The organism is Streptomyces sp. NBC_00328 (assembly GCF_036139655.1).
In the GTDB taxonomy this organism is placed as follows: domain Bacteria; phylum Actinomycetota; class Actinomycetes; order Streptomycetales; family Streptomycetaceae; genus Streptomyces.
Genome location: NZ_CP108013.1, coordinates 5,968,074 through 5,991,373, shown reverse-complemented (window position 1 = coordinate 5,991,373; position 23,300 = coordinate 5,968,074). Strand labels below are relative to the sequence as shown.

14 protein-coding genes and 1 riboswitch are annotated in these 23,300 nt (G+C 72.5%); of the genes, 6 read left to right on the top strand and 8 right to left on the bottom strand.

The features are described from left to right. Nucleotides 1-55: 55 nt before the first annotated feature. Entirely contained in the window at nucleotides 56-2,005 is a 1,950-nt protein-coding gene (locus tag OG485_RS26355) for a cell division protein PerM (RefSeq protein WP_328671009.1), read from the bottom strand. Between the two features lie 108 nt (nucleotides 2,006-2,113). Between OG485_RS26355 and OG485_RS26350 the strand changes: the two genes are divergently transcribed. Further along, nucleotides 2,114-3,295 carry a helix-turn-helix domain-containing protein gene (locus tag OG485_RS26350; protein ID WP_328671008.1) on the top strand — a complete coding sequence of 394 codons (1,182 nt, stop codon included), beginning with the start codon at nucleotides 2,114-2,116 and terminating at the stop codon, nucleotides 3,293-3,295. 214 nt (nucleotides 3,296-3,509) lie between these two features. Here the strand turns inward: OG485_RS26350 and sucD are convergent, their stop codons facing one another. From sucD to OG485_RS26325, 5 genes are all read right to left on the bottom strand, one after another. After that, nucleotides 3,510-4,394, bottom strand: coding sequence for a succinate--CoA ligase subunit alpha (gene sucD / locus OG485_RS26345; RefSeq protein ID WP_261705930.1), 885 nt, complete (start codon nucleotides 4,392-4,394; stop codon nucleotides 3,510-3,512). A gap of 21 nt (nucleotides 4,395-4,415) precedes the next feature. Then, nucleotides 4,416-5,594, bottom strand: coding sequence for an ADP-forming succinate--CoA ligase subunit beta (gene sucC / locus OG485_RS26340; protein ID WP_328671007.1), 1,179 nt, complete (start codon nucleotides 5,592-5,594; stop codon nucleotides 4,416-4,418). A 424-nt stretch (nucleotides 5,595-6,018) separates the two neighbouring features. Next, on the bottom strand, nucleotides 6,019-7,182 hold the full coding sequence (locus OG485_RS26335) for a VWA domain-containing protein (protein WP_328671006.1): 1,164 nt from the start codon (nucleotides 7,180-7,182) through the stop codon (nucleotides 6,019-6,021). Next, the gene (locus tag OG485_RS26330) at nucleotides 7,179-9,878 is read right to left on the bottom strand and encodes a DUF5682 family protein (protein ID WP_328671005.1); all 2,700 of its coding nucleotides are present in this window, start codon (nucleotides 9,876-9,878) and stop codon (nucleotides 7,179-7,181) included. Before OG485_RS26330 ends, OG485_RS26335 begins: the two co-directional genes overlap by 4 nt. Beyond that, complete coding sequence (locus OG485_RS26325) at nucleotides 9,875-11,020, bottom strand: ATP-binding protein (protein WP_328449095.1); 1,146 nt, start codon at nucleotides 11,018-11,020, stop codon at nucleotides 9,875-9,877. Before OG485_RS26325 ends, OG485_RS26330 begins: the two co-directional genes overlap by 4 nt. Nucleotides 11,021-11,153: 133 nt before the next feature. Between OG485_RS26325 and OG485_RS26320 the strand changes: the two genes are divergently transcribed. Together OG485_RS26320 and OG485_RS26315 are read left to right on the top strand one after the other, a co-directional pair. Then, nucleotides 11,154-12,509 (top strand): SWIM zinc finger family protein, encoded by a 1,356-nt coding sequence (locus OG485_RS26320; protein ID WP_328671004.1) that lies wholly within the window; start codon nucleotides 11,154-11,156, stop codon nucleotides 12,507-12,509. Between the two features lie 135 nt (nucleotides 12,510-12,644). After that, on the top strand, nucleotides 12,645-14,258 hold the full coding sequence (locus tag OG485_RS26315) for a DUF5691 domain-containing protein (protein WP_328671003.1): 1,614 nt from the start codon (nucleotides 12,645-12,647) through the stop codon (nucleotides 14,256-14,258). A gap of 535 nt (nucleotides 14,259-14,793) precedes the next feature. Here OG485_RS26315 and OG485_RS26310 read toward each other — a convergent pair. Next, nucleotides 14,794-15,210, bottom strand: coding sequence for a cobalamin B12-binding domain-containing protein (locus OG485_RS26310; protein WP_326785961.1), 417 nt, complete (start codon nucleotides 15,208-15,210; stop codon nucleotides 14,794-14,796). 784 nt (nucleotides 15,211-15,994) lie between these two features. Here OG485_RS26310 and OG485_RS26305 point away from each other — a divergent pair. Together OG485_RS26305 and OG485_RS26300 are read left to right on the top strand one after the other, a co-directional pair. Then, on the top strand, nucleotides 15,995-16,858 hold the full coding sequence (locus OG485_RS26305) for an esterase/lipase family protein (RefSeq protein ID WP_328671002.1): 864 nt from the start codon (nucleotides 15,995-15,997) through the stop codon (nucleotides 16,856-16,858). 139 nt (nucleotides 16,859-16,997) lie between these two features. Next, nucleotides 16,998-18,782: a M23 family metallopeptidase gene (locus OG485_RS26300; RefSeq protein WP_328671001.1), complete on the top strand. Its 1,785-nt coding sequence runs from the start codon at nucleotides 16,998-17,000 to the stop codon at nucleotides 18,780-18,782. A 150-nt stretch (nucleotides 18,783-18,932) separates the two neighbouring features. On the opposite strand, the gene pcrA is transcribed toward OG485_RS26300, so the two are convergent. Next, entirely contained in the window at nucleotides 18,933-21,419 is a 2,487-nt protein-coding gene (gene pcrA, locus OG485_RS26295) for a DNA helicase PcrA (protein WP_328671000.1), read from the bottom strand. Nucleotides 21,420-21,819: 400 nt separating this feature from the next. Then, nucleotides 21,820-21,988: riboswitch (cyclic di-AMP (ydaO/yuaA leader) on the top strand. 8 nt (nucleotides 21,989-21,996) lie between these two features. Here pcrA and OG485_RS26290 point away from each other — a divergent pair. After that, entirely contained in the window at nucleotides 21,997-23,154 is a 1,158-nt protein-coding gene (locus tag OG485_RS26290; RefSeq protein ID WP_328670999.1) for a C40 family peptidase, read from the top strand. Nucleotides 23,155-23,300 lie beyond the last annotated feature (146 nt).

The following is a 23,300-nucleotide window of genomic DNA, read 5'->3' as shown; positions in this document are numbered from 1 at the left end:
CGGGCCGGAGGCCGGTCCACCGCCGGAACCCACGAGGGCGAGGGCCGGTCCCGGGTCAGCGGGGCAAGGCGCTGTCCAGGCCGTCCGGGCCGGGGTTCTCCGGCCCGCCCTCGGTTCGAGGCCCCCGCCCCTCCGGCCTCCCGGACGACTCCCAACGCTCCAGGCCGTTCCCGTGTGCGGGGCCCTCGGGGCGCTCCAGCCCGTTCCGGTGGGCCGGGCCGCCTTCGGGATTCCCCTCGTCCGCCGGGTCCCCCCGGTCCTCGGGGCTCTCCCCGTCCCCTGGGTCCCCCGAGTCTCCCGAGTCCTGCGACTCCGGCCCAGAAGGGCCGGCCGCCTTCCGCAGGGCCTCCCAACGGGTCTCCCTCGACGCTTCCCCGTGCCAGGCGCCCGCCGTGGGTTCCCCCGGCAGAGGGTCGTACGGCTCGAAGGGGTCGTAGCTGTCGTACGGGTCGTAGGGGTCGTACGGATCGAAGCTCTCGACGACGGACGCCAGTACCGCGGGGTCGACCCGGCCGGCGGTGGACGGCGGCCCCTGGAGCGGAACCGGCGTCGGCAGCGGCATCGCGGAGCCGCCCCTCCACCCCGGCAGCCAGGCGCGCATCCGCGGCCGCGGAGTCCACCCGGTCCCTCGCGGGCCCCGGCGGACACCCGCGCCCCCGGCGGCCGCGCCCGCCCGGTCCCGCCGCACGGCCGCGCCCGCCGCGACCGGAATCCCGACGACCGCCGTCCACACCGCCGTCGCGGGCCCCACCTGCCACCACAGCGGCCCGACATGGGTCAGGGCACGGACCCCCAGCGGCCCCCCGGCCAGCCCGGCGAGCACACCGAGCGCGACGCCGCACCATCCGGCGGCGATCGAGACGACGGCCACCGTCCGCCCGAGCGGCCAGGGCTCCTCCCGGCCCGGGGTTCCTCGCGCGGCCCCCGCCCTCACCGCGAACCACGCCACCGCCACCCCGGCGGCCAGCGGCACCAGCGCGCTCAGCCAGGGCGACGGCGCCGCGGATCCCGCCTGTGGCAAGGCCACGAACAGGGGAAACGCGGGGAGCGGATCTGCCGGCGTGTGCGTCCCCGAGACGCCCGCGGTCAGCGGACCGGCGACATGACCCGCACTCAGGACGACACCGGGCCCGAGCCCGTACGCCGCCCCCCACACGGCCGCGTTGGGCACCAGGACCAGACACAACAGCAGCACGGCGAACCGGCCCGACCACCCCCCGGTGAGCTGCACGAACGAGGCGCGGGCCGTGTCCCCGTGCCACACGAGCGACGCCGCCACGAGCAGGGCCCCGCCCCCGACGAGGACCGCGACCCCGGCCGCGGCGGCCCGCGCCGCACCGCCGAGCACCCGGTCGTCGGCGTCGACCAGACGGCGCACGGCCGAGACCGGGCGCCCTCCGGTTCGCGGAAGCATCCTCTCGGCCCGCCTCCCCCTGAACGGGCTCGGCCCCCACGGCCTCCCGTACGCCGTCCAGACCCCGGCTCCCGCGGCGACCGCCGCGAGAAGCGGCAGGCAGATCACCGCCCAGGCCCAGGAGGGGCGCAGCGTCCCGCCGGAGGCGTACAGCACGGCGGCCCAGCCGACGGACAGATAGCCGGCGACGACCCCGGCCCACGCCGTGCGCGGCGACGACTCCGCCGAGACGTCGGCCGCCTCCCGTGCGGCCCGGTGCAGCAGCCACACGGGGAGGGCGAGCAGGAGAAGCGGCGTCACCCCCACCGGCATCGGCAGGCCGGACAGGGTGTCGGTGCGGATCAGCTCCACGCCGTGGGCGAGCAGCCAGAGGGCGGCGGCGACATGCAGCGCTCCGCCCGGCCCGCTGTCCGGGTACGGCGAGCTGATCCACAGCACCATGACGAGGATGGCGAACGAGGCGAGCCCGAGCCCCGCGGCGACGGCGCCGCCCAGGAGGCTCGCGGCCAGTCCGGGTGATCGGTCGCGCATCCGGGTGAGCAGGAGCGACAACGAGAGCCTGCGGTCGGTGATTTGGGTCACGGCTCTCATGCTCCCAACGACACGCGCTTTCTCGTCGTAACAGGCGAACCCTGGATGTGTCGCTCAATATGCAGTTATGTACTTTTTCGTACGAAGGGGCAATCTGTGGAACCCGACATGACACAGAGCCCCGCCACCCCGTTGCCGGCGCCCAAGGAGCGCCGTCGTCTGCGCGAGAGCCGGTCGCTGACCCAGGCGGACATGGCCACCCGGCTCGGCGTCAGCCGGGCGACGGTGCGCTCGTGGGAGGCCGGCCGTTCGGCCCCGCGCGGCCGCATGCGGGAGGCGTACACGAGGCTGCTCACGGCCGATCCGGCCGACGCCCGGCCGGAGATGAACACCCCTCAGGAGGACGTCACCCCTGAGCTGGTGGGGGCGGGGAGGGGAGCGGGGAAGAGACGTTCCGCCCGGGTCGGGGAGCGGCCTCGGCGGAACCGGGCCGAGGAGCGACTCGCCGAGGGATGGCTCACCGAGGACGGACACTCCCGGCTCCCGGAGCCGTCACTGACGCCCGCTCAGGCCTTCGACGCCCTCTACGCGTTCTGCGCCCCCGCCCTCGTACGACAGGCCTATCTGCTGACCGGGCGGCGCGAACTGGCCCGCGAGTCCGTGGAACGGGCGTTCCAGGAGGCCTGGTACCGCTGGCCCGAGGTGGCCGTGGACCCGGATCCCGCCGGATGGGTGCGCGCGACGGCCTACGAGTACGCGCTCTCCCCCTGGCACCGGCTGCGCCCCCGCTACCGTCACCCGGAAGCACCACCCTCCGGCGCCGCCGACCGCGCCCTGCTCGACGTACTCCTCGAACTGCCGCCCGTGTACCGGCGCACCCTGGTGCTGTACGACGGCGTGGGGCTCGGGCTGCCGGAGACCGCGGCCGAGACGGAGGCGAGCACGCCCGCGGCGGCCAACCGGGTGCTGCACGCGCGCGAGGCCGTCGCCGCACGGCTGCCGGAGCTGTCGTCGCCGCAGGACCTGCACCGGCGGCTCACCGAACTCGCGAGCGCGGAGCGGCTGCGCGCGGCGAAGCCCCGCACGGTCCGCTGGTACGGGGAGCGCCGGGCCCAGCAGTGGACCCGGGCGGCCATCGCCTTCACGGTCCTGCTGATCGGGGTGACCGCCCTGACGCTGGGCACGGCCCCGGACCACTACGAGGCCCCCCTCGCGCCGCCGGAGACCATTCACGGCCTGCCGCCCAAGGCCGCCCCCGGGCCGCTGTCCTCGGCGGAGCTGAAGCTGCGCGCCAGGCTCAGAGCCCAGGAGATGAACGGCCCGGAACGGCTGATCCCGGAGAACCGCTGACGCCCGCGAGGCCCGCGACGCCCGCGAGGCGGAACGCCTGTGACGCCTATGACGCCTATGACGCCTATGACGCCTATGACGCGGGCAACGCTGGTGATGCAGGCGTCAGCGGTGGCTCCGGTGGCTCGGAACGTCCGTGGCCCATCACGCGGAACGCCGGTGGGCCCGCACCCTCGAAGGGTGCGGGCCCACCGGCGTTCGGTCGAGCGACAGCTCAGCCCGCGAGGATCTCGCGCGCGAGCTTGGCCGTCTCGGTCGGCGTCTTGCCGACCTTGACGCCCGCGGCCTCGAGGGCCTCCTTCTTCGCGGCGGCCGTGCCGGAGGAGCCGGAGACGATGGCGCCGGCGTGGCCCATGGTCTTGCCCTCGGGCGCGGTGAAGCCGGCGACGTAACCGACGACCGGCTTCGTCACGTTCTTCGCGATGAAGTCCGCCGCACGCTCCTCGGCGTCGCCGCCGATCTCGCCGATCATGACGATCAGGTCGGTGTCGGGGTCGGCCTCGAACGCGGCGAGCGCGTCGATGTGCGTCGTACCGATGACCGGGTCGCCACCGATGCCGACGGCGGACGAGAAGCCGATGTCACGGAGCTCGTACATCATCTGGTACGTCAGCGTGCCGGACTTCGAGACCAGGCCGATGCGGCCCGGCTTCGTGATGTCGCCCGGGATGATGCCGGCGTTGGACTGACCCGGGGTGATGAGACCGGGGCAGTTCGGGCCGATGATGCGGGTCTTGTTGCCCTTCGACTTCGCGTACGCCCAGAAGGCGGCGGAGTCGTGGACGGCGATGCCCTCGGTGATGACGACCGCGAGGGGGATCTCCGCGTCGATCGCCTCGACGACGGCGGCCTTGGCGAAGGCCGGCGGCACGAAGAGGACGGACACGTTGGCGCCGGTCTTCTCCATGGCCTCGGCGACCGTGCCGAAGACGGGGATCTCGTTGCCGTCGATGTCGACGGACGTGCCTGCCTTGCGCGGGTTCACGCCACCGACGATGTTCGTCCCGTCCGCGAGCATGAGCTTGGTGTGCTTCATACCCGTGGCACCGGTCATGCCCTGGACGATGACCTTGCTGTCCTTGTTGAGGAAGATAGCCATGGCTGTTTAGTCCCTCGTCCCTTACTTCGCAGCCGCGAGCTCGGCGGCCTTGTCGGCCGCGCCGTCCATGGTGTCCACGCGCTGGACCAGCGGGTGGTTGGCGTCCGACAGGATCTGGCGACCCAGCTCGGCGTTGTTGCCGTCGAGACGCACGACCAGCGGCTTGGTGACTTCCTCGCCCTTGTCGGCGAGGAGCTGGAGCGCCTGGACGATGCCGTTGGCGACCTCGTCACAGGCGGTGATGCCACCGAAGACGTTGACGAAGACGGACTTGACGTCCGGGTCGCCGAGGATGATCTCCAGGCCGTTCGCCATGACGGCGGCGGAGGCGCCACCGCCGATGTCGAGGAAGTTGGCGGGCTTGACGCCACCGTGGTTCTCACCGGCGTACGCGACGACGTCGAGGGTGCTCATGACGAGACCCGCGCCGTTGCCGATGATGCCGACCTCACCGTCGAGCTTGACGTAGTTGAGGTTCTTGGCCTTGGCGGCGGCCTCGAGCGGGTTCGCGGCCGCGTGGTCGACGAGCGCCTCGTGGTCCGGCTGGCGGAACTCGGCGTTCTCGTCCAGCGACACCTTGCCGTCGAGGGCGATGACCTTGCCGGAGACGACCTTGGCGAGCGGGTTCACCTCGACGAGGAGGGCGTCCTCCTTGATGAAGGTGTCCCACAGCGTCACCAGGATCTCGGCGACCTGCTCGGCCACCTCGGCCGGGAACTTCGCCTGGGCGACGATCTCGCGGGCCTTCTCGATCGACACGCCTTCGTTGGCGTCAACCGGCACCTTCGCGAGGGCGTCGGGGTTCTCCTCCGCGACGACCTCGATCTCCACGCCGCCCTGGACGGACGCCATGGCGAGGAAGGTGCGGTTGGTGCGGTCGAGGAGGTACGAGACGTAGTACTCCTCGACGATCTCGGGCGCGGTCTCGGCGATCATCACCTTGTTGACCGTGTGGCCCTTGATGTCCATGCCGAGGATGTCCGTCGCGCGGGCGACGGCCTCGTCCGGGGTGGCGGCGAGCTTGACGCCACCGGCCTTTCCACGGCCACCGACCTTCACCTGGGCCTTGACGACGGACTTGCCGCCAAGACGCTCGGTCGCCTCGCGGGCTGCCTCAGGCGTGTCAATGACTTCACCGGCCAGCACCGGTACACCGTGCTTGGCGAAGAGGTCCCTCGCCTGGTACTCGAACAGGTCCACGCGCGTCCGTCCCTATCAGTGATCTCGCGGTTCGTTGGATGCGTGGGCGTGCCGCGAAGGGCAACGTGACGTCCGCTGTCACAAGGGTGGCGCACACGATGTCCGAGCGCGCGGCATGTCCGTCTCGCAGGTTATCGCCGTGGGGCACGGGTCCCTAAATCGCAGCTCACACGACGGCGGTGATACCTGTCACAGATCCGGCCCGGAGGGGCCCTCACCTGGCCGGGGATCACCCGGTGAGGCCCCTGTGAGCAGCCACTGAGGGCCCCGCACGGCCGGCCGTTCCCCGCCGGGAGCCTGTCGGGTGGGCGCGCAGGGGTCCGGTCGGGTGGATCCGCCGGCTTTCGGCCGTCCGGGTCCCCGAACCAGCCTGAACCGGTCGCTCACGCTCAGGACAGGACGCTCACGCTCAGGGCAGGAACGCTCACCTCGTGTCCGGAATCGGAAGCGGCCGCTTCTCGATCGCCGCCGCCATGACGTCGGGGAAGAGATCAGGTGTGCAGGCGAACGCCGGAGCGTCGAGCGCCGCGAGCGCCGCCGCGTGCTCACGGTCGTACGCGGGCGCCCCCTCGTCGGACAGCGCGAGCAGCGTCACGAACTGGACCCCCGACGACTTCATCGCCGCGACCCGCTTCAGCATCTCGTTGCGGATCCCGCCTTCGTAGAGGTCGCTGATGAGGACGACGACCGTGTCGGCCGGTCTGGTGATCTGCGACTGGCAGTAGGCGAGTGCCCGGTTGATGTCCGTGCCGCCGCCGAGCTGGGTGCCGAAGAGGACGTCGACCGGGTCGTCGAGCTGGTCGGTGAGGTCGACGACGGCCGTGTCGAAGACGACGAGCCGGGTCGCGATGGACCGCATCGACGCCAGCACGGCACCGAACACGGAGGCGTAGACGACCGACGCCGCCATCGACCCCGACTGGTCGATGCAGAGGATGACCTCCTTCTTCACGGACTGCGAGGCACGCCCGTAACCGATCAGCCGCTCGGGCACGACCGTGCGGTACTCGGGCAGGTAGTGCTTCAGGTTGGCCGCGATCGTGCGGTTCCAGTCGATGTCGTGGTGGCGGGGTCTGCTGATCCGGGCGCTGCGGTCGAGGGCGCCGGTGAGCGTGGCCCGGGTGCGGGTGGCGAGCCGCTTCTCCAGGTCCTCCACGACCTTGCGCACCACGGCCCGCGCGGTCTCCTTCGTCGTCTCCGGCATGGCCTTGTTGAGAGAGAGAAGGGTGCCCACCAGATGCACGTCGGCCTCCACCGCCTCCAGCATCTCGGGCTCCAGGAGCAGGGCGGAGAGCCCGAGCCGGTCGATGGCGTCCCGTTGCATCACCTGGACGACGGAGGAGGGGAAGTAGGTCCGGATGTCGCCGAGCCAGCGCGCGACCGACGGCGCCGACGCCCCGAGCCCCGCCGAGCGGTCCCGCCCCGGCCGCCCGCCGCTCCCCTTCCCGTAGAGCGCGCTCAGCGCCCCGTCCATGGCGGCGTCCCGGCCGGAGAGCACGCGTCCGGTGCCGTCCGCCTCGTCGCCGCCGAGCACCAGCCGCCATCGCCGCAGCCGCTCGTCCCCGGCACCCGCCGCCACCTCGGTCATGGAGCCACCCTCACAAGATCGTTGTCGATGTCGGTTCCGGTGTCGGTGTCGGTTCCGGTGCCGGTGTCCGCGCCTGTTCCGATGTCGCTGCCAGTGCCGGTGCCGGTGTCCGCGTCGGGATCGGCCAGCCCCAGCAGCAGGCTCAGCAGCGGCAGCACGGCGTCGGCGCGCCCGGTGTCGAGGTCGGGGGCGAACCCGGGTATGCCGGAGCCGGAGCCCGGGCCTGCGGCCTCGGCGTCCGCCCGCGGTGCCGGGCCGCGCCGGACGAGTTCACCCAGAGTCCTGCGCACTCCCGTCTCGTACGCCGAGAACGTCCGGCGCAGCAGCGGCAGCACATCGGTGAACGCGTCCGCCGGAACCCCGGTCAGCCACGTGTCCACCAGCGCGAGCAGCCGCTCGTCGTGCACGAGCAGCATGCCGCCGGAGCCGCCCCCGACGAATCCGTCGATCCACGCGGCTCCGTCCGCGGGTTCCGTGCCCGGCGACAGCACGAGACCCATGAGCCGGGCGGCCTCCTCCTGCGCCAGCTCCCCCTCGTCCAGGAGCAGGCGGACGGACCGGCCTCTGACCACACCCGGCACGGTGTCCCGCGCCGCGAGCACCCGCAGTACCGCGTACCAGCGCCCGCGGATCCCCCCGGACCCGGCGGCCCCCGGGGTCGCCTCCTCCAGCAGTCCCACGGCCCCGTGCACGGCGTCGAGGTGGCGGCGCATCTCCTCGGCGGCGTCGCTGTCGAGGGCGGCGCAGGCCGGGGGGAGGCCGACGAAGACGCGTTCGGCGAGGCCGGCCGCGACATCGGCGAGAGCGTGGGTGTCCGTGCCGCGTACGTCGCCGTAGCGCAGGGAGCGGACGAGCGCGGGCAGGGCCTGCGCGAGATGGCCCACGTCCGTGTCGAGGGCGGCGCGGTCGGCGAGCACCCGCATCACCACGGGCAGCGCGTCCGGGAGCTCGGCGAGCAGGCAGCGCTCGGCGAGGGCCGTGACATCCGCGAGGGACGGCGCGCCGACGGCGTCCGCCTCGGCCCTGGCCGTCGCGGCGGACAGCACGGTCGTGCCCCACACACCGGCCTCGGCGACCCGCACCGACAGCTCCGGCTCCCAGCGCAGCCGCCAGGTCTCGCGGAAGGTGCCCGTGCTGCCGCGGGACACCACGGGCTCGCCCCACGCGACGCCCAGGAGCCGCAACCGGTGCAACAGCGTGCTGCGCCCCGCGTCGGTCTCCTTGCGCAGATCGAGTTCCATCTCCCGTTCCAGCGCCTCGGGCTTGAGCCGCAGCCGCCGCTGCGCCTGCGCGAGGTCCCGCTGCAACGGCACCGCCGGAGCGGATTCCGGCACCTCGCCGAGCACCTCGCCGACCACGAGCCGGTCGCGCACCAGTTCCAGGGGAACGTCCGAGCCCTCGCACATCACGGCCCGGACGGCGTCGGTGGTCTCGGTCAGTCCCGGCAGCGGGCGACCGCGCATCGCGGCGAGTGTCCCGGCCAGTCGCACGGCCTCGATGACGTGGGCCGAGGACACGCCCATGTCCTCGTCGCGCAGCAGCCTGGCCACCTTCGTCATCCACCGCTCGACCGGGCGGTCTGGAGCGCTGAACAGATGCCCGTACCAGCCCGGCGAGTCGATGCCCGCTCCGTAACCGCTGGCCCGGGACAGCCGGCGGTGCGTCCAGGGCACCCAGGTCAGCTGGACCTTGGCCTTGGGCAGCCCCTTGAGAAGTGAACGGTCGGCGCCGACCGTGGCCTTGCGCCGCAGCGCGGGGACGTGCCAGGCCCCGCACACCACGGCCACGCCGTCCCCGAACTCTCGCTGCGCGGCCCGGATCTGGAGCCGCATGTACGCCTCGCGCACCAGGTCCCGGTCGTGTCCGCCGGCCCCGTACGCCTCGCGCAGCGATCCCATGGCCTCCTCCAGCACGGCGAACGGAGCGAACGGGTCGTCCGCCGCACCCGCCCGGTGCTCGACCACGTCCTCCCACCAGCGCTCCGGATCGTCGTAACCGGCCGTCTCGGCGAGCACCGCGAGGGGGTCGATCCGCAGGTCGGTCCCGTCTGTGGAACGGCCGGACCCACCGGCGGCTCCCGGCTGCCCGGGATCACCCGAAGGGCCGGGACCATCCGGAGGTCCAGGAGCAGCCGCGGGGCCGGGATCATCCGAGAGGCCGGGAGCACCCGCGGGGCCGGACTCGTCCGAGAGACCGCGATCGGCTTCCGGCGCAGGCTCGCCTCCGGGGCCGCGGGCGCCGGGCTCTCCGGCCGGGGGAGGGGTGTCGGAGGGGGCGCTCACCGGCCCGTCCCGGTCGGGGTCCGTCCCTTCTCTCCGCCCGGCCAGGGTGTGGGCGGCCGGAAGGTCGATGAAGCGGGCCGGTACCCCGTGCTCCAGGGCCCACTGGATCGCCACCCACTCCGGTGAGAACTCGGCCAGCGGCCAGAAGGCCGAGTGGCCGGGCTCGTCCACCACGTGGGCGAGGAGCGCCACGGGCGGCCGCATGTCCTTGTCGGCGGCCAGCGGGACGAGGGCGTCCGCCTCGGGCGGCCCCTCGATGAGCACGACCCGGGGTGCCGCCGCCTCCAGCGCCGCCCGTACGGCCCGCGCCGACCCGGGCCCGTGGTGCCGCACACCGAGCAGCAACGGCCCCGGACCCCGGACGATCGCCCCGCCCCCCGACGCGGGTGGCCCGGCGTCCCGTCCGGCGCTCATACGCTCACCTCGCGGCAGGCGCGGTAGAAGTCCTTCCAGCCGTCCCGCTCGCGGACGACCGCTTCCAGGTACTCCTGCCAGATGACACGGTCGGCGGCCGGGTCGCGCACGACGGCGCCGAGGATGCCGGCCGCGACGTCGCTCGCCCGCAGGACGCCGTCGCCGAAGTGGGCGGCCAGGGCGAGGCCGTTGGTGACGACGGAGATCGCCTCGGCCGTGGACAGCGTGCCGCTCGGCGACTTCAGCTTCGTCCGGCCGTCGGCCGTGATCCCGTCACGCAGCTCCCGGAAGACGGTGACGACACGTCGGATCTCGTCGACGCCGTCGGGAACGGCGGGCAGATCGAGGGACCGGCCGATCTGGTCGACCCGGCGCGAGACGATGTCGACCTCGGCCTCGGCGCTCTCCGGCAACGGCAGCACCACCGTGTTGAAACGGCGGCGCAGGGCGCTGGAGAGTTCATTGACACCGCGGTCCCGGTCGTTGGCCGTGGCGATCAGGTTGAACCCGCGGACGGCCTGCACCTCTTGGCCCAACTCCGGTATCGGCAAGGTCTTTTCGGAGAGAATCGTGATCAGGCTGTCCTGCACGTCCGCGGGTACGCGTGTGAGTTCCTCGACGCGGGCCGTCATGCCCTCGGCCATGGCCCGCATGACGGGGCTCGGCACGAGCGCGTCCCGGCTGGGCCCGTGCGCGAGCAGCCGCGCGTAGTTCCAGCCGTACCGGATGGCCTCCTCCGGCGTGCCGGCCGTGCCCTGCACGAGCAGGGTCGAGTCGCCGCTGACCGCGGCCGCCAGGTGCTCGGACACCCAGGTCTTCGCGGTGCCGGGCACCCCGAGCAGGAGCAGGGCCCGGTCGGTGGCGAGGGTGGTGACGGCGACCTCGACGATGCGCCGCGGCCCCACGTATTTGGGGGTGATCACGGTGCCGTCCGGCAGTGTGCCGCCCAGCAGATAGGTGGCCACGGCCCAGGGCGACAGCAGCCAGCGCTCCGGGCGCGGCCGGTCGTCCTGCGCGGCGAGCGCGGCGAGTTCGGCCGCGAAGGCGTGCTCGGCGTGCGGTCGCAGCGCCTCGCTCGGCCGGCTCGGCCCCTTCTCTCCCGCGGGTGCGTCAACTGATGTCGGTTCTACGGACACGGACATGCCTCGGTCCCCCTCCAGCTCGGCCGGTTCGGATCTGGTTCCACCGTGCACCACGCCACTGACAACGCGCTCTGACCTGCGAAAATGTGCTCGCGAGGATCGATTGTCAGTGGTGGGTCCTACCTTCGATGGCATGACACAGCAGGCGGTGCGCTGGACGGCGGATCAGGTGCTGGCACTGGCGCCTGACGCCGCGTCACGCAAGGCGGGGAGCAAGCTCGGCGCGGCCGGACCGTGGTCGGAGGCGGGCAGTACGGAGGAGGGGACGGTATGGGGACTGTGCAGGGGAAGCGGCAGCAAGCCGTATCAGACGGTCGTCGACATCGCGGACTCGGCGGGTCCCGCTTACAAGTGCAGTTGCCCGAGCCGGAAGTTCCCGTGCAAGCACGCGCTGGGACTGCTGCTCCTCTGGGCGGGCGCGGACGGAGCGGTGCCGTCCGCGCAGGCACCGGACTGGGCCGCCCAGTGGCTGGAGGGAAGACGCAGGCGCGCGGAGGGCAAGAGCCTGGCGGGCGGGGGATCTGGAGCCGCCTCGCCGGGTGATCCCGAGGCGGCGCGGCGCAGGGCCGAGCGGCGGGCCGAGCGGATCACCGCGGGGGCGGCCGAGCTGGAGCAGCGGCTGGCGGACCTGCTGCGCGGCGGCCTCGCCTCCGCCGAGCGGGCGGGGTACGGGATGTGGGAGGAGACGGCGGCCCGGATGGTCGACGCGCAGGCACCCGGTCTGGCCGCGCGCGTAAGGGAGTTGGGGGCGATCCCCTCGTCGGGGCCGGGCTGGCCCGTGCGGCTGCTGGAGGAGTGCGCGTTGCTGCACCTTCTCGACCAGGGCTGGCTGCGGCGCGAGCGGCTGCCGGACGACCTGGCCACGACGGTCCGTTCCCGCGTCGGACTGCCCGGCTCCGCGGACGGCCCGCCGGTGCGTGACCGCTGGCTGGTCCTCGCGCAGTACGACACGGCGGACGCCCGGCTCACGACCCGCAGGATCTGGCTGTACGGCGCCGAGTCCGGCCGTACGGCCCTGCTCCTCTCCTACGGCGCGGCGGGCCGGGCGCCCGAACTGGCGCTTCCGGTGGGGCTGGCCTTCGAGGCGGAGGTGTCCGCTTACCCGGGCGCAGGGCAGCTGCGGGCGTCGCTGGGCGAGCGGTTCACTCCCCCGGCACCCGCGGCGATACGGCCGACGGGGCTGACCACGCCCCAGGCGGCCGCCCGTTACGGAGAAGCGCTGCGCGCCGACCCCTGGCTGGACTCCTGCCCGGTCACCCTGGAGCGGGTCGTCCCGACCCCGGACGGCGACTCATGGCAACTGGCCGACTTCGACGGGGAGTCGGCTCTCCCCCTCAGCCCTTCCTCGCGGTCCCGGCCCGAACTGTGGCGTCTGGTCGCCCTGTCCGGCGGCGCACCGGTCACGGTCTTCGGCGAGTGCGGCCACCGCGGCTTCACTCCGCTCACGGCGTGGCCGCAGGGTGAGGGCGAGGCGGTGCCGCTGTGCTGACCCCGGTCAGCACGCCCACCACATGCGCCACCCTCACCACATGTGCCGCCTTCGGCGGCCTCGTCATCCTCGCCACCCCGACCAGCGGCCCGGCGCCCGGCCGCCGCTGACGCCCTTCGTACGGAAAGGACGCCCATGACCACAACACCGGCTTCGGCGGGCGCGCCCGCCGGCGGTTCCTGGGAGGAGCTCGTTACCGTGGCGCTGCTCGGCACCGAGCGGCGCACGCTTCCAGGACAACGGCCCGGGCAGCAGGCTCCTGTCGCGCTGCTGGACGCGGCGGCCGTGGAGACGGTGCGGCGGCGGGCCGGAGCCCGGCCGGCGCGCGCGGCGGCCCGGCCGGAGCCCGCGGCACCGGACCCGCGGGCCCCGCTGCCGCCCGCCGCGGCCCGAAGACTGGCGACCCTGCTCGCGGACCGCCCCGGCGCGGGCGGCGGTGGCCGCAGAGGCACGGCACCCGACCTCATGGAGCTGCTGCCCCAGTGGCTGGCCCTGGCGAACACACGCGGATTCGCCGCGCCCCCGGGGACCCTTCCGGCACTCCTCGACGCGGCCCGGGGGCGCACGGACCTGCGGCCCGCCGTACTCGACTTCGCCGGGCCGCGGGCGCTGTGGCTGGCCCGGCTGAACCCCGAGTGGCGGTTCGCGCTGCGCTCCTCGTCGGGCGCCGCCGCGCTGCCGGAGGGGGCCGACGGCATACAACGGCTGTGGCAGGAGGGCCTGTTCGCGGAGCGGGTCGCGCTGCTGGCGGCGGTACGGGCCAAGGATCCGGCCGCCGGACGCGCCTTGCTGGTGGCGACCTGGGCGACGGAGCGGGCCGAGGACCGGCTGATGTTCCTCGACTCGCTGCGGTCCGGACTGTGCGCCGAGGACGAGGAGTTCCTGGAGCGGGCACTGGCCGACCGCAGCCGCAACGTCCGGGCGACGGCGGCCGAGCTGCTGTCCGCCCTGCCGGGGTCCGCGCTCGCCGCGAGGATGGCGGACAGGGCCGCCTCGTGCGTGGCCGTCGACCGTACCCGGGAGACACCGGTGATCACGGTCGAGGCGCCGCACGAGTGCGACGCCGCGATGGAACGGGACGGGGTGGTGCCGAAACCCCCGGGCGGCCGAGGCGAACGGTCATGGTGGCTGGGCCAGCTGGTCGAGGCGGCACCGCTCGCGACCTGGCGGGATCGGCTCGGCGGCCGTTCACCGGAGGAGATGGTGGCCCTGCCCGTGACGGACGGCTGGCAGGGGGAACTGCATGCGGCGTGGTGCCGGGCGGCGGTGCGGCAGCGCGATCCCGCGTGGTCGAGGGCGCTCCTCGGGCCGCCCTCCGCTCCGGAGGCCGGGGGGCCTGGGGCGGTGTCACTGGCCGAGCGGGCCAAGCTGCTGGCCACGCTGGGCGCCGGGGAGCGGGCCGAGTGGGTGGCCGGGTTCATCGGTACGCACGGACTGTCCGAGGCGTTCCAGCTGCTCGGGGTCTGCGCGGTGCCCTGGGCGGGGGGCCTGGGGCGGGCGGTGGTCGACGCGCTCGACATCGCCCGGGACGCGGGGAGCTTTCCGTGGAGCTTCAGCGGGGTGATGGGGCTGGCCGAGCGCTGCCTCGACCCGGCGGAGGCGGGACGGCTCGAAGGACTCACCTCGGTCCCCGACGAGTCGGAACACGCGGCACCGGGGTCCGGCGACTACTGGGCCGAGGCCTTCCAGCGGCTCGTGACGACCCTGCGGCTGAGAGCGGCCATGTCCGCCGAGCTCACGGCGCCGTGACCGCCCCTCCGGCCGTGCGGTGAAAGGGCATCTGGCCGGCACGTCCCCTCGCCGTGGGCCGGGCGGACGGCGTCCGGGACCCGGGGTTCCGGGCCGATCTGCCCGCGCCCTGCTCCCTGCTCCCGGCGCACCGCGGAACGCGAAGAAGCCGGGCGAACCCGAGGAGCCGGAGAACCGAGCGCTCGGAGAACCCAGCGCTCGGAGAACCCGTCTGCTCGGAGAACCCGGCAAGGCCGAAACTCTCCAGCGCCGAACCGCTCCGGCGCTGGAGACGCCGAAGGTCACCGGTGCCCGAGCGGAGCAGCGCGAGCACCAGTCGGTACGTGGGCCGGCGCAGGTGCCCGGCGGTCACGCGGGCCGACGCAAGCCCGGCACCCGGCGCTCCCGCGGGCGCAGCGGGCACCAGTCGGTCACGTGGGCCGACACAGGCCCAGGCGCCCGGCGCTCACCCGGGGTGGCGCAGGTGCCCGGCGGTCGCACGGGCCGGCGCAAGCCCCGGCCCCCGGCGGTCACCGGGGATGGCGCAGGCGCCCGGTCACGCGCCGGCCGGCTGCCTGACGTTCGCCCGTACCCAGTCCACGATGGACACCGTCGTGGCGCCCGGGGTGAAGATCTCCGCGACGCCCTTCTCCTTGAGGGGGGCGATGTCCGCCTCGGGGATGATGCCGCCGCCGAAGACCTTGATGTCCTCGGCGTCGCGCTCCTTGAGGAGGGCGATGACGGCCGCGAAGAGCGTGTTGTGGGCACCGGACAGGATGGACAGGCCGATCGCGTCGGCGTCCTCCTGGATCGCGGTGTCGACGATCTGCTCCGGGGTCTGGTGGAGCCCGGTGTAGATGACCTCCATACCGGCGTCGCGCAGCGCCCGCGCGATCACCTTGGCCCCACGATCGTGGCCGTCGAGCCCCGGCTTGGCCACCACCACGCGGATCGGACCGGCTGCCACACCCATCACTGCCTCCATCAACGGACTACTTCCACCTGCACCGACGAGGACCGCCGACACCTGCCTGCGACGACCACCGCCGGACGACGGCCGACAACTGGCCGAAGGTTCACCGACTGACCAGTATTGACTACCCGTTGTCACCAACAGGCGTCCATCGACCGCGCCGACTACTGACCATCGACACATATCGCTCAGTTTTCCGCTCGCCACACCGGATCGCTCCGGATCGCCGATCGCGCCAAGCGGCACAGGCGTCCCGGGCCCTTTCGGCCCGGGAAGTGAACGAACGTTATCGCCAGCATCCCGCAAGCGGCAGTTTCGCGGTGGAGAGCGAGGGGGAAATCACACACTGGGACAAGTTCGCCGCGCACGGTTCCGTACGGCGGCACTGGCGCCGCAGGGACCTGCGGCGTACGGGCCACGGCCGGAGCAGGCGCAAGAAGAGCCGCGACCAGGTGGCCGCACCATCCCGTCGTCAGCGGACGGCGTGGTGCTGGGGCACATCGGGGACGGCACGACAGCGGGGAGCGAGGCCGGGCAGCAGGACCACGGGAATCACGAGGGCGACTCCACGCCACGACACGACGCCGGTGCACCCAGCACGGCGGACGTCGGGGAGCCGGGGTCGGCGTCGTATTCCGCGCCCTTCGGCCGAGCGCTCCGTAGCGTCACCGGTCTCCCACGCCGGGGACGTTCCGTCGGCCGCCACCGTCGCCGACCTCACGGCTTTCCACTAGGGCACACGGGGGACGGAGTGGTCCTCCCGCGTGCCGACTGGAGGTCGGCCATGAAGGTCACCGAGGCTGCGTCGCCCCTTCTCCCCCTGTGCCAGCGCCTGTTTCCGACGAAACTGGCCGGGCTGTCGGTGGCGCTGCTGAAGGCAACGGCCCTGGAGCTCGCGATCCTCGCCGGGCACCTCCTCCTCTATCCCTCCGGCATCACCCAGGAACGCCGGAACGGACATCCGCTCCCCTCGCCCGACGTAGCCGCCCCGCTGCCCACCGAGGCCAAACCCCCGGTCGTCCTGCTGCACGGCTTCATCGACAACCGCTCCGTCTTCGTCCTGCTGCGCCGCAATCTCGCCCAGCACGGCCGGCAGCACGTCGAGTCCCTCAACTACTCGCCGCTGACGTGCGACATCCGTACGGCGGCGGAGCTGCTGGGCCGGCACATCGAGGAGATCTGCGAGCGCACGGGCCATGAGCGGGTGGACATCGTCGGGCACAGCCTCGGCGGGCTGATCGCGCGCTATTACGTGCAGTGTCTCGGCGGCGACAGCCACGTCCGCACACTCGTCACGCTCGGCACCCCGCACTCGGGCACCCGCGTCGCACCCCTGATGAACGCGCACCCGATCGTCCGCCAGATGCGCCCCGGTTCCGCGGTGATCGAGGAACTGACCGGCCCCGCTCCGGGCTGCCGTACGCAGTTCGTCAGCTTCTGGAGCGATCTCGACCATCTGATGGACCCGCTGGAGACGGCCTGCGTCGAGCATCCCGACCTGCTCGCCCAGAACGTCCGCGTGAGCGGTGTCGGCCATCTCGCGCTGCCCGTGCATCCGGCCGTCGCGACCGGAATCCGGCAGGCACTCGACATCGAGATGTCGGGGCCCCTCGCCGTGGTCCGCAGCGGCGGCCTCACGGTGGCGTGAGGGGCGGCACGGAACGGTCCGAGGGCGGCCGTCGGGAGGGCTGACGGCCGCCCGACGGCCCTCCCGGCAACCGAAGTCTTCGAACAGTTATCGAACGCCAGGCCAAGCCCTTGCCCGCCCTCCCCCGAAACACGGCCGAATGCCCGTTTCCCGCGAAGGGGAAACCTGCCGAAGATTGTCGCGCCCGCATACCGCCGGGTACAGTCGCCGCACTGCTCTGCCAGCCCCTGTTGTCGAGGCGAAAGAGAAGTTGGTGAACGACCGTCACCCGTCGGGGATCGCGACTCCCCCGACTCCGGCTTCCGACGCCGCCTCGGCGCTCTACGCGCCCTACGGCGCGCAAGAAGCCCAGTACGGCGACTTCACCGCGTACGGCGACTACGCCGGCTCGGCCCCCGACGCGGGGACGAACGCGGCCGCCTACTCCGGTACGGACTTCGCCGGCGACCCGCTCTTCGGCACCATGCCGGGCGGCACCGGCTCGTACGACGCCACGCAGTGGAACGCCGGAGCCCAACAGCCGCTGAGCTACGACCCGTACGCGGCGCAGCCCACCGCCTACGGCACCGGCTCCCACGACACGACGGCCTGGACGAACGGCTATCAGCAGCACGCCGGGATCCCCGCGCAGTATCCGGGCCCCGACGCCTCGGGCCAGTGGGACGCGAACGGCTGGCTCCAGCCCGAGCAGCCGCTCGACGGGACCCAGCAGTGGACCGTGCCGACGCAGGAAACGGGCGCGTACGACGCCACGCAGTGGAACATCGCCGGCGGCCAGGACACGTACCAGGCGTACGAACACCCGCAGCCCGAGTCGTACGAACACCCTCAGACCGAGTCCTACGAGCACCAGCAGCCCGAGTCGTACGAACAGCCGCAGGCGGCGTCCGAGTCGTACGACCACCACGAGCTGACGCAGCTCGACATGACGTACGAGGGAGTGTCCGACGCGTCGGACCCGGTTCCCTTCGACCAGCAGGCGACCGCGACCTTCGACCAGGCGACCCACGGTCAACTCGCCGCGGAGGACGACGAGTCCGACGTGGCCGAGGACCTCGCGGACACGGCCGGCCCCGACGGCGGATACGACCCGTACGACGAGGGGCGCGAGAGGCCGCTGCTCGACGACATGGAAGAGATCACCCCGGTCCGGCGTCCCGCGACGCGCAGTGCGTCCCGCGCCCGGCGCCGCAGCCCCGCGAAGCGTTCCGCTCTGCTGACCGTCGCGGTGCCCTCGGCCTGTGTCATGGGGGTCGCGGGGATCGCCGCCGCCTCCGTGGGCGGTGTCGGCGGCCTCGGCGGGGACGACTCGAAGGACACGACCGCCAGCGCCTCCGACGTGACCTCGGTGAAGCCGTCGGCCGCCAACATCAAGCTGGACACCCAGCTCCAGAGTCTGTCCGCGGGCGCGGACGACTTCGCCGACCGGGCGAGCCGCACGCAGGAACGTATCGACCTCAAGGCCCAGCAGGCGACGGAGAAGAAGAAGGCGGCGGAGGAGGCGGCCCGCAAGGAGCGGCTGCGTCCGAAGTTCGCTCTTCCCGTGGTGCAGCAGGGCCTCAGCGCCTACTTCGGCCAGGCCGGCATCAACTGGATGTCCGTGCACACGGGCATCGACTTCCCCGTCTCCTACGGGACGCCGGTGATGGCCGCGACCGACGGCACCGTCCGGACGCAGTGGAACAGCGCCTACGGCAACATGATGATCGTGACCGCGATGGACGGCACCGAGACGTGGTACTGCCACCTCTCCACGTACAAGCTCCCCTCCGGCACCGCCGTCAAGGCCGGTGATCAGATCGCCTTCTCCGGGAACTCCGGCAACTCGACCGGCCCGCACCTGCACTTCGAGGTCCGCCCGGCCGGCGGTGCGGCGATCGACCCGCTGCCGTGGCTGCGCAGCCACGGCCTGGACCCCACGTAAGAACCCGGACGCCGCGTGACCGCGGGCCCCCGGCCGTCTCCGGACGGCCAAGGGCCCTGCGATCGGTCACCCTGATCCGCCACCCGGATCCATCACCGCGATCCGTCACCGCGATCCCCGTCGACCGGTTCACGCGAACGGTCTCGCGGACTACAGCTTCTCCACCGGCGCGTACCGCAGCAGCAGCCGCTTCGGCTTGGGCTCTCCGAAGTCGACCGTCGCCTCCGCGTTCGCGCCCGTCCCCTTCACACCGACGACGGTGCCGAGGCCGAACTGGTCGTGCGTGACCCGGTCCCCGACGGCCAGCGAGACCACCGGCTTCTCGGTGGCACCGCGACGGGTGGCGAACCCGGAGGCACCCGAGGCCGCGGACCGCGAACGCGAGGACGAGAGGGAGGCGGCGACGCCGGAGACGGGACCGGCGGGCCTGGACGCCGTCGCCCCCGTGCGCTTCCAGTCCAGATGGGTCGCCGGGATCTCCTCGAGGAAGCGGGAGGGCGGGTTGTACGAGGGCTGGCCCCACGCGCTGCGCACCGAGGACCGGGTGAGGTAGAGCCGCTCCCGCGCGCGCGTGATGCCGACGTACGCCAGGCGCCTCTCCTCCTCCAGTTCCTTCACCTGTCCGAGCGCGCGCATGTGCGGGAAGACGCCGTCCTCCATGCCGGTCAGGAAGACCACGGGGAATTCGAGGCCCTTGGCGGTGTGCAGGGTCATCAGGGTGATGACGCCGTTGCCGTCCTCCTCGTCCGGGATCTGGTCGGAGTCGGCGACGAGCGCGACCCGCTCCAGGAACGCGGCGAGTCCGCCCGTGTTCTCGCCCTCACCGGTCTCCTGCTCGAACTCCAGGGCCACGGAGGCGAGTTCCTGGAGGTTCTCGACCCTGGTCTCGTCCTGCGGGTCGGTCGAGTTCTGCAACTCGGCGAGATAGCCGGTGCGTTCGAGGACCGCCTGCAGGATGGTGGCCGGGCCCGCGCCGGACTCGACGATCGTGCGGAGGTCCTCCATGAGCGTGTTGAACCGCTTGACCGCGTTGGTGGAGCGCGCGGCCATGCCGTAGGCCTCGTCGACGCGGCGCAGCGCCGCCGGGAAGCTGATCTTCTCGCGCTGCGAGAGGGCGTCGATCATCGCCTCGGCGCGGTCGCCGATGCCGCGCTTGGGCACGTTCAGGATGCGGCGCATCGGGACGGAGTCCTCGGGGTTGGACAGCACCCTGAGGTACGCCAGGACGTCCCGGACCTCCTTGCGCTCGTAGAAGCGGACGCCGCCGACGACCTTGTAGGGCAGGCCGACGCGGATGAAGATCTCTTCGAAGACACGGGACTGCGCGTTCGTGCGGTAGAAGACCGCGACGTCGCCGGCCTTGGCCTCGCCCGCGTCGGAGAGACGGTCTATCTCGTCGGCGACGAACTGGGCCTCGTCGTGCTCGGTGTCCGCGACATAGCCCGTGATGTTCGAGCCCGCGCCCGCGTTGGTCCACAGGTTCTTGGGGCGGCGGGACTCGTTGCGCTCGATGACCGCGTTGGCGGCGGACAGGATCGTCTGGGTGGAGCGGTAGTTCTGCTCCAGGAGGATCGTCGTCGCGCTCGGGTAGTCCTCCTCGAACTGGAGGATGTTGCGGATGGTCGCGCCGCGGAAGGCGTAGATCGACTGGTCCGCGTCACCCACGACGCACAGCTCGGCGGGTGCCAGGTCGTACTCCCTGGGCGGTACGTCCACGGGGTGCTCGGAGGTCCCCACGAGCTCCCGCACGAGGGCGTACTGCGCGTGGTTCGTGTCCTGGTACTCGTCGACCAGGACGTGCCGGAAGCGGCGGCGGTAGTGCTCGGCGACGTCCGGGAAGGCGCGCAGCAGATTGACCGTGGTCATGATCAGGTCGTCGAAGTCGAGCGCGTTGGCCTCGCGCAGCCGCGACTGGTACATCGCGTACGCCTGGGCGAGGGTCTTCTCGAAGCCGTCGGTGGCCTGGGCGGCGAAGTCCTCCTCGTCGATCAGCTCGTTCTTCAGGTTCGAGATCTTGGCGCTGAACGACTTCGGCGGGAAACGCTTGGGGTCGAGGTCGAGATCACGGCAGACGAGCGCCATCAGCCGCTTGGAGTCGGCGGCGTCGTAGATCGAGAACGACGAGGTGAAGCCGAGCGTCTTGCTCTCGCGGCGCAGGATGCGGACACAGGCGCTGTGGAAGGTCATCACCCACATCGCGTTGGCGCGCGGGCCCACGAGCGCCTCGACGCGCTCCTTCATCTCGCCCGCGGCCTTGTTCGTGAAGGTGATCGCGAGGATCTGGCCCGGGTGGACGTTCCGCTCGCCGAGCAGATGCGCGATCCGGTGGGTGAGCACGCGGGTCTTGCCGGAGCCGGCACCGGCCACGATGAGCAGCGGGGAGCCGGAGTGGACCACGGCCGCGCGCTGGTTCTCGTTCAGTCCGTCCAGCAGGGCCGCCGGGTCCACGGCGGGCCTGGGCGCACCGTCGCGGTAGTACGCGTCCCGGCTCGGCGGCATGTCGAACTTCCCGCCGAACAGATCGTCCGGAACCGGCTCCGGTACGTGCTCGTCCTCGGGCGGCGGCGGGTGTTCGTCCTCGTGGGCCCCGGAGGGCTTGAGGTCCGCCAGGAAGCTGTCGTCAAAGAGGCTGCTCATCGCTCTCCGAGTCTAGGCCGCCCCACCGACAGCCCGCCGCCACCTCGAGAACTCGGCCGCAAGTGTGACCAGGGTCCCGGCGGACGCCCCGGGGAAGGCGGCCTTCCGGCCACGACACCTCACACCCCGTGACCGGAGGCGGCCGAGCGGTCACCCGGCGCGACATTCCGTCGGCGAGCGGCTCGGAACAAGCGGCTCCGGCGAGCGGCTCGGAGCAAGCGGACCGGAGCGAGCGGGGTCCGTTCGACGGGGCGGACGAGCGGGTCGCCGCCCGCGGGACACACGGCAGTGGTCACGAAAATGTATCGGGCATATCGCACATCAACCTTCACACGGGCCACACCGGTTGGCTAGCGTGCCGGAAGGCCGCCCGACCGCGACCGGCGAACCTCGCCGGGCCGAGCGGCCTCCGCCGAGTCCGGTACGCCGCGAGGCCCCGGAGCCGGGGACCCACCGATCTTGGGGTGAATCGGTCCAACCGCCTTGTGGGGCAAGGACCGTAGGGCAGCCTTCCGGAACCACCCGCCCGAACCCGACAGCTAACTCGGTAGGCGGATGACGGAAGGAGTCGCCTCTCTTGGCGTCACACCGCAAGGCGCGTCCCACGGGTGCGCGCATCGCAGGCATACGGACCCCGGCCCTCGCCACAGCGGCCATCACCTCCGTGGCCCTGCTCTCCCAGACCGCCAACGCCGCCCCCTCGGCCGAGCCCCGGCCCAGCATCGAAGCGGTCTCGAAGAAGGTCGACGACCTCTACCACCAGGCCGAGACGGCCACGAACAAGTACAACGCGACCCGGGAGAAGACCGCCGAGCAGCGCGAGCGCGTCGACACCCTGCTCGACGACGTCGCCCGGCGCACCGAGAAGCTCAACACCGCGCGCGAGGAGCTGGGGTCGTTCGCCGCGGCGCAGTACCGCACCGGGGCCTCCGCGCCCGACACCGCGACCCTGCTGCTCGCCGACAACCCCCAGGACTACTTCGACCAGACCCAGCTGATGAGCCGTCTGACGAACCGCCAGAAGGCGGCCGTCGACGACTACATCACCGAGCAGGCCGCCACCACCAGGAAGCGGGCGGAGGCCACCCGGAACCTGGAGTCACTGACCGCCTCGCAGAAGGAGCTCAAGACGTCCAAGGCCACGGTGCAGCACAAGCTCACCGAGGCCCGCTCCCTGCTCTCGAAGCTGAACGCCGAGGACAAGGCGCGGCTGGCGGCGATCGAGAAGAAGAAGCGGGAGCAGGCCGCGGCCAAGGCGGCGGAGCTGGCACGGCAGCAGGCCACCGCCGAGAAGGCCGCCCAGCAGCAGTCGTCGTCCGGCACCACGACCGGCACGGCTTCCGGCTCGTCGACAGGATCGACGGCCACGGACCCCTCGTCGAAGGCGGCCGAGGCGCTCGCGTTCGCCCGCGCGCAGATCGGCAAGCCGTACGTCTGGGGCGCCACCGGCCCGGACTCCTACGACTGCTCGGGCCTGACCCAGGCCGCCTGGAAGGCCGCCGGCGTCAGCCTCCCGCGCGTCACCTACGACCAGGTGAACGCGGGCACGACGGTCTCCCTCGCCGACGCCCGGCCCGGCGACCTGGTCTTCTTCTACGACGACATCAGCCACGTCGGCCTCTACATCGGCGACGGCATGATGATCCACGCGCCGAAGCCGGGCGCGTACGTCCGCGAGGAGTCGATCTACTACGACGGCACCTCCGCGATCCACAGCGTGGTGCGCCCGGCGTAGACCGGGACACGGGCGCCGCTCTCGCGGGGCACGCGCGGGGGCTTCCCGGTCCCCACGCGTGCCCCGCGTTTTCGTCTCCCGCCCGCGCGTGGCCCGCCCGCAACCCGGTGCGGAGGTCCCTAGCATCGAGAACATGTCAGACACAC

What these genes read in the sequence shown, in the direction of transcription:
- OG485_RS26355 (WP_328671009.1), bottom strand. Translation starts at nt 2,005, where the DNA reads ATGAGAGCCGTGACCCAAATCACCGACCGCAGGCTCTCGTTGTCGCTC.
- OG485_RS26350 (WP_328671008.1), top strand. Translation starts at nt 2,114, where the DNA reads ATGACACAGAGCCCCGCCACCCCGTTGCCGGCGCCCAAGGAGCGCCGT.
- sucD (WP_261705930.1), bottom strand. Translation starts at nt 4,394, where the DNA reads ATGGCTATCTTCCTCAACAAGGACAGCAAGGTCATCGTCCAGGGCATG.
- OG485_RS26335 (WP_328671006.1), bottom strand. Translation starts at nt 7,182, where the DNA reads ATGACCGAGGTGGCGGCGGGTGCCGGGGACGAGCGGCTGCGGCGATGG.
- OG485_RS26330 (WP_328671005.1), bottom strand. Translation starts at nt 9,878, where the DNA reads ATGAGCGCCGGACGGGACGCCGGGCCACCCGCGTCGGGGGGCGGGGCG.
- OG485_RS26325 (WP_328449095.1), bottom strand. Translation starts at nt 11,020, where the DNA reads ATGTCCGTGTCCGTAGAACCGACATCAGTTGACGCACCCGCGGGAGAG.
- OG485_RS26320 (WP_328671004.1), top strand. Translation starts at nt 11,154, where the DNA reads ATGACACAGCAGGCGGTGCGCTGGACGGCGGATCAGGTGCTGGCACTG.
- OG485_RS26315 (WP_328671003.1), top strand. Translation starts at nt 12,645, where the DNA reads ATGACCACAACACCGGCTTCGGCGGGCGCGCCCGCCGGCGGTTCCTGG.
- OG485_RS26310 (WP_326785961.1), bottom strand. Translation starts at nt 15,210, where the DNA reads ATGGGTGTGGCAGCCGGTCCGATCCGCGTGGTGGTGGCCAAGCCGGGG.
- OG485_RS26305 (WP_328671002.1), top strand. Translation starts at nt 15,995, where the DNA reads ATGAAGGTCACCGAGGCTGCGTCGCCCCTTCTCCCCCTGTGCCAGCGC.
- OG485_RS26300 (WP_328671001.1), top strand. Translation starts at nt 16,998, where the DNA reads ATGCCCGTTTCCCGCGAAGGGGAAACCTGCCGAAGATTGTCGCGCCCG.
- pcrA (WP_328671000.1), bottom strand. Translation starts at nt 21,419, where the DNA reads ATGAGCAGCCTCTTTGACGACAGCTTCCTGGCGGACCTCAAGCCCTCC.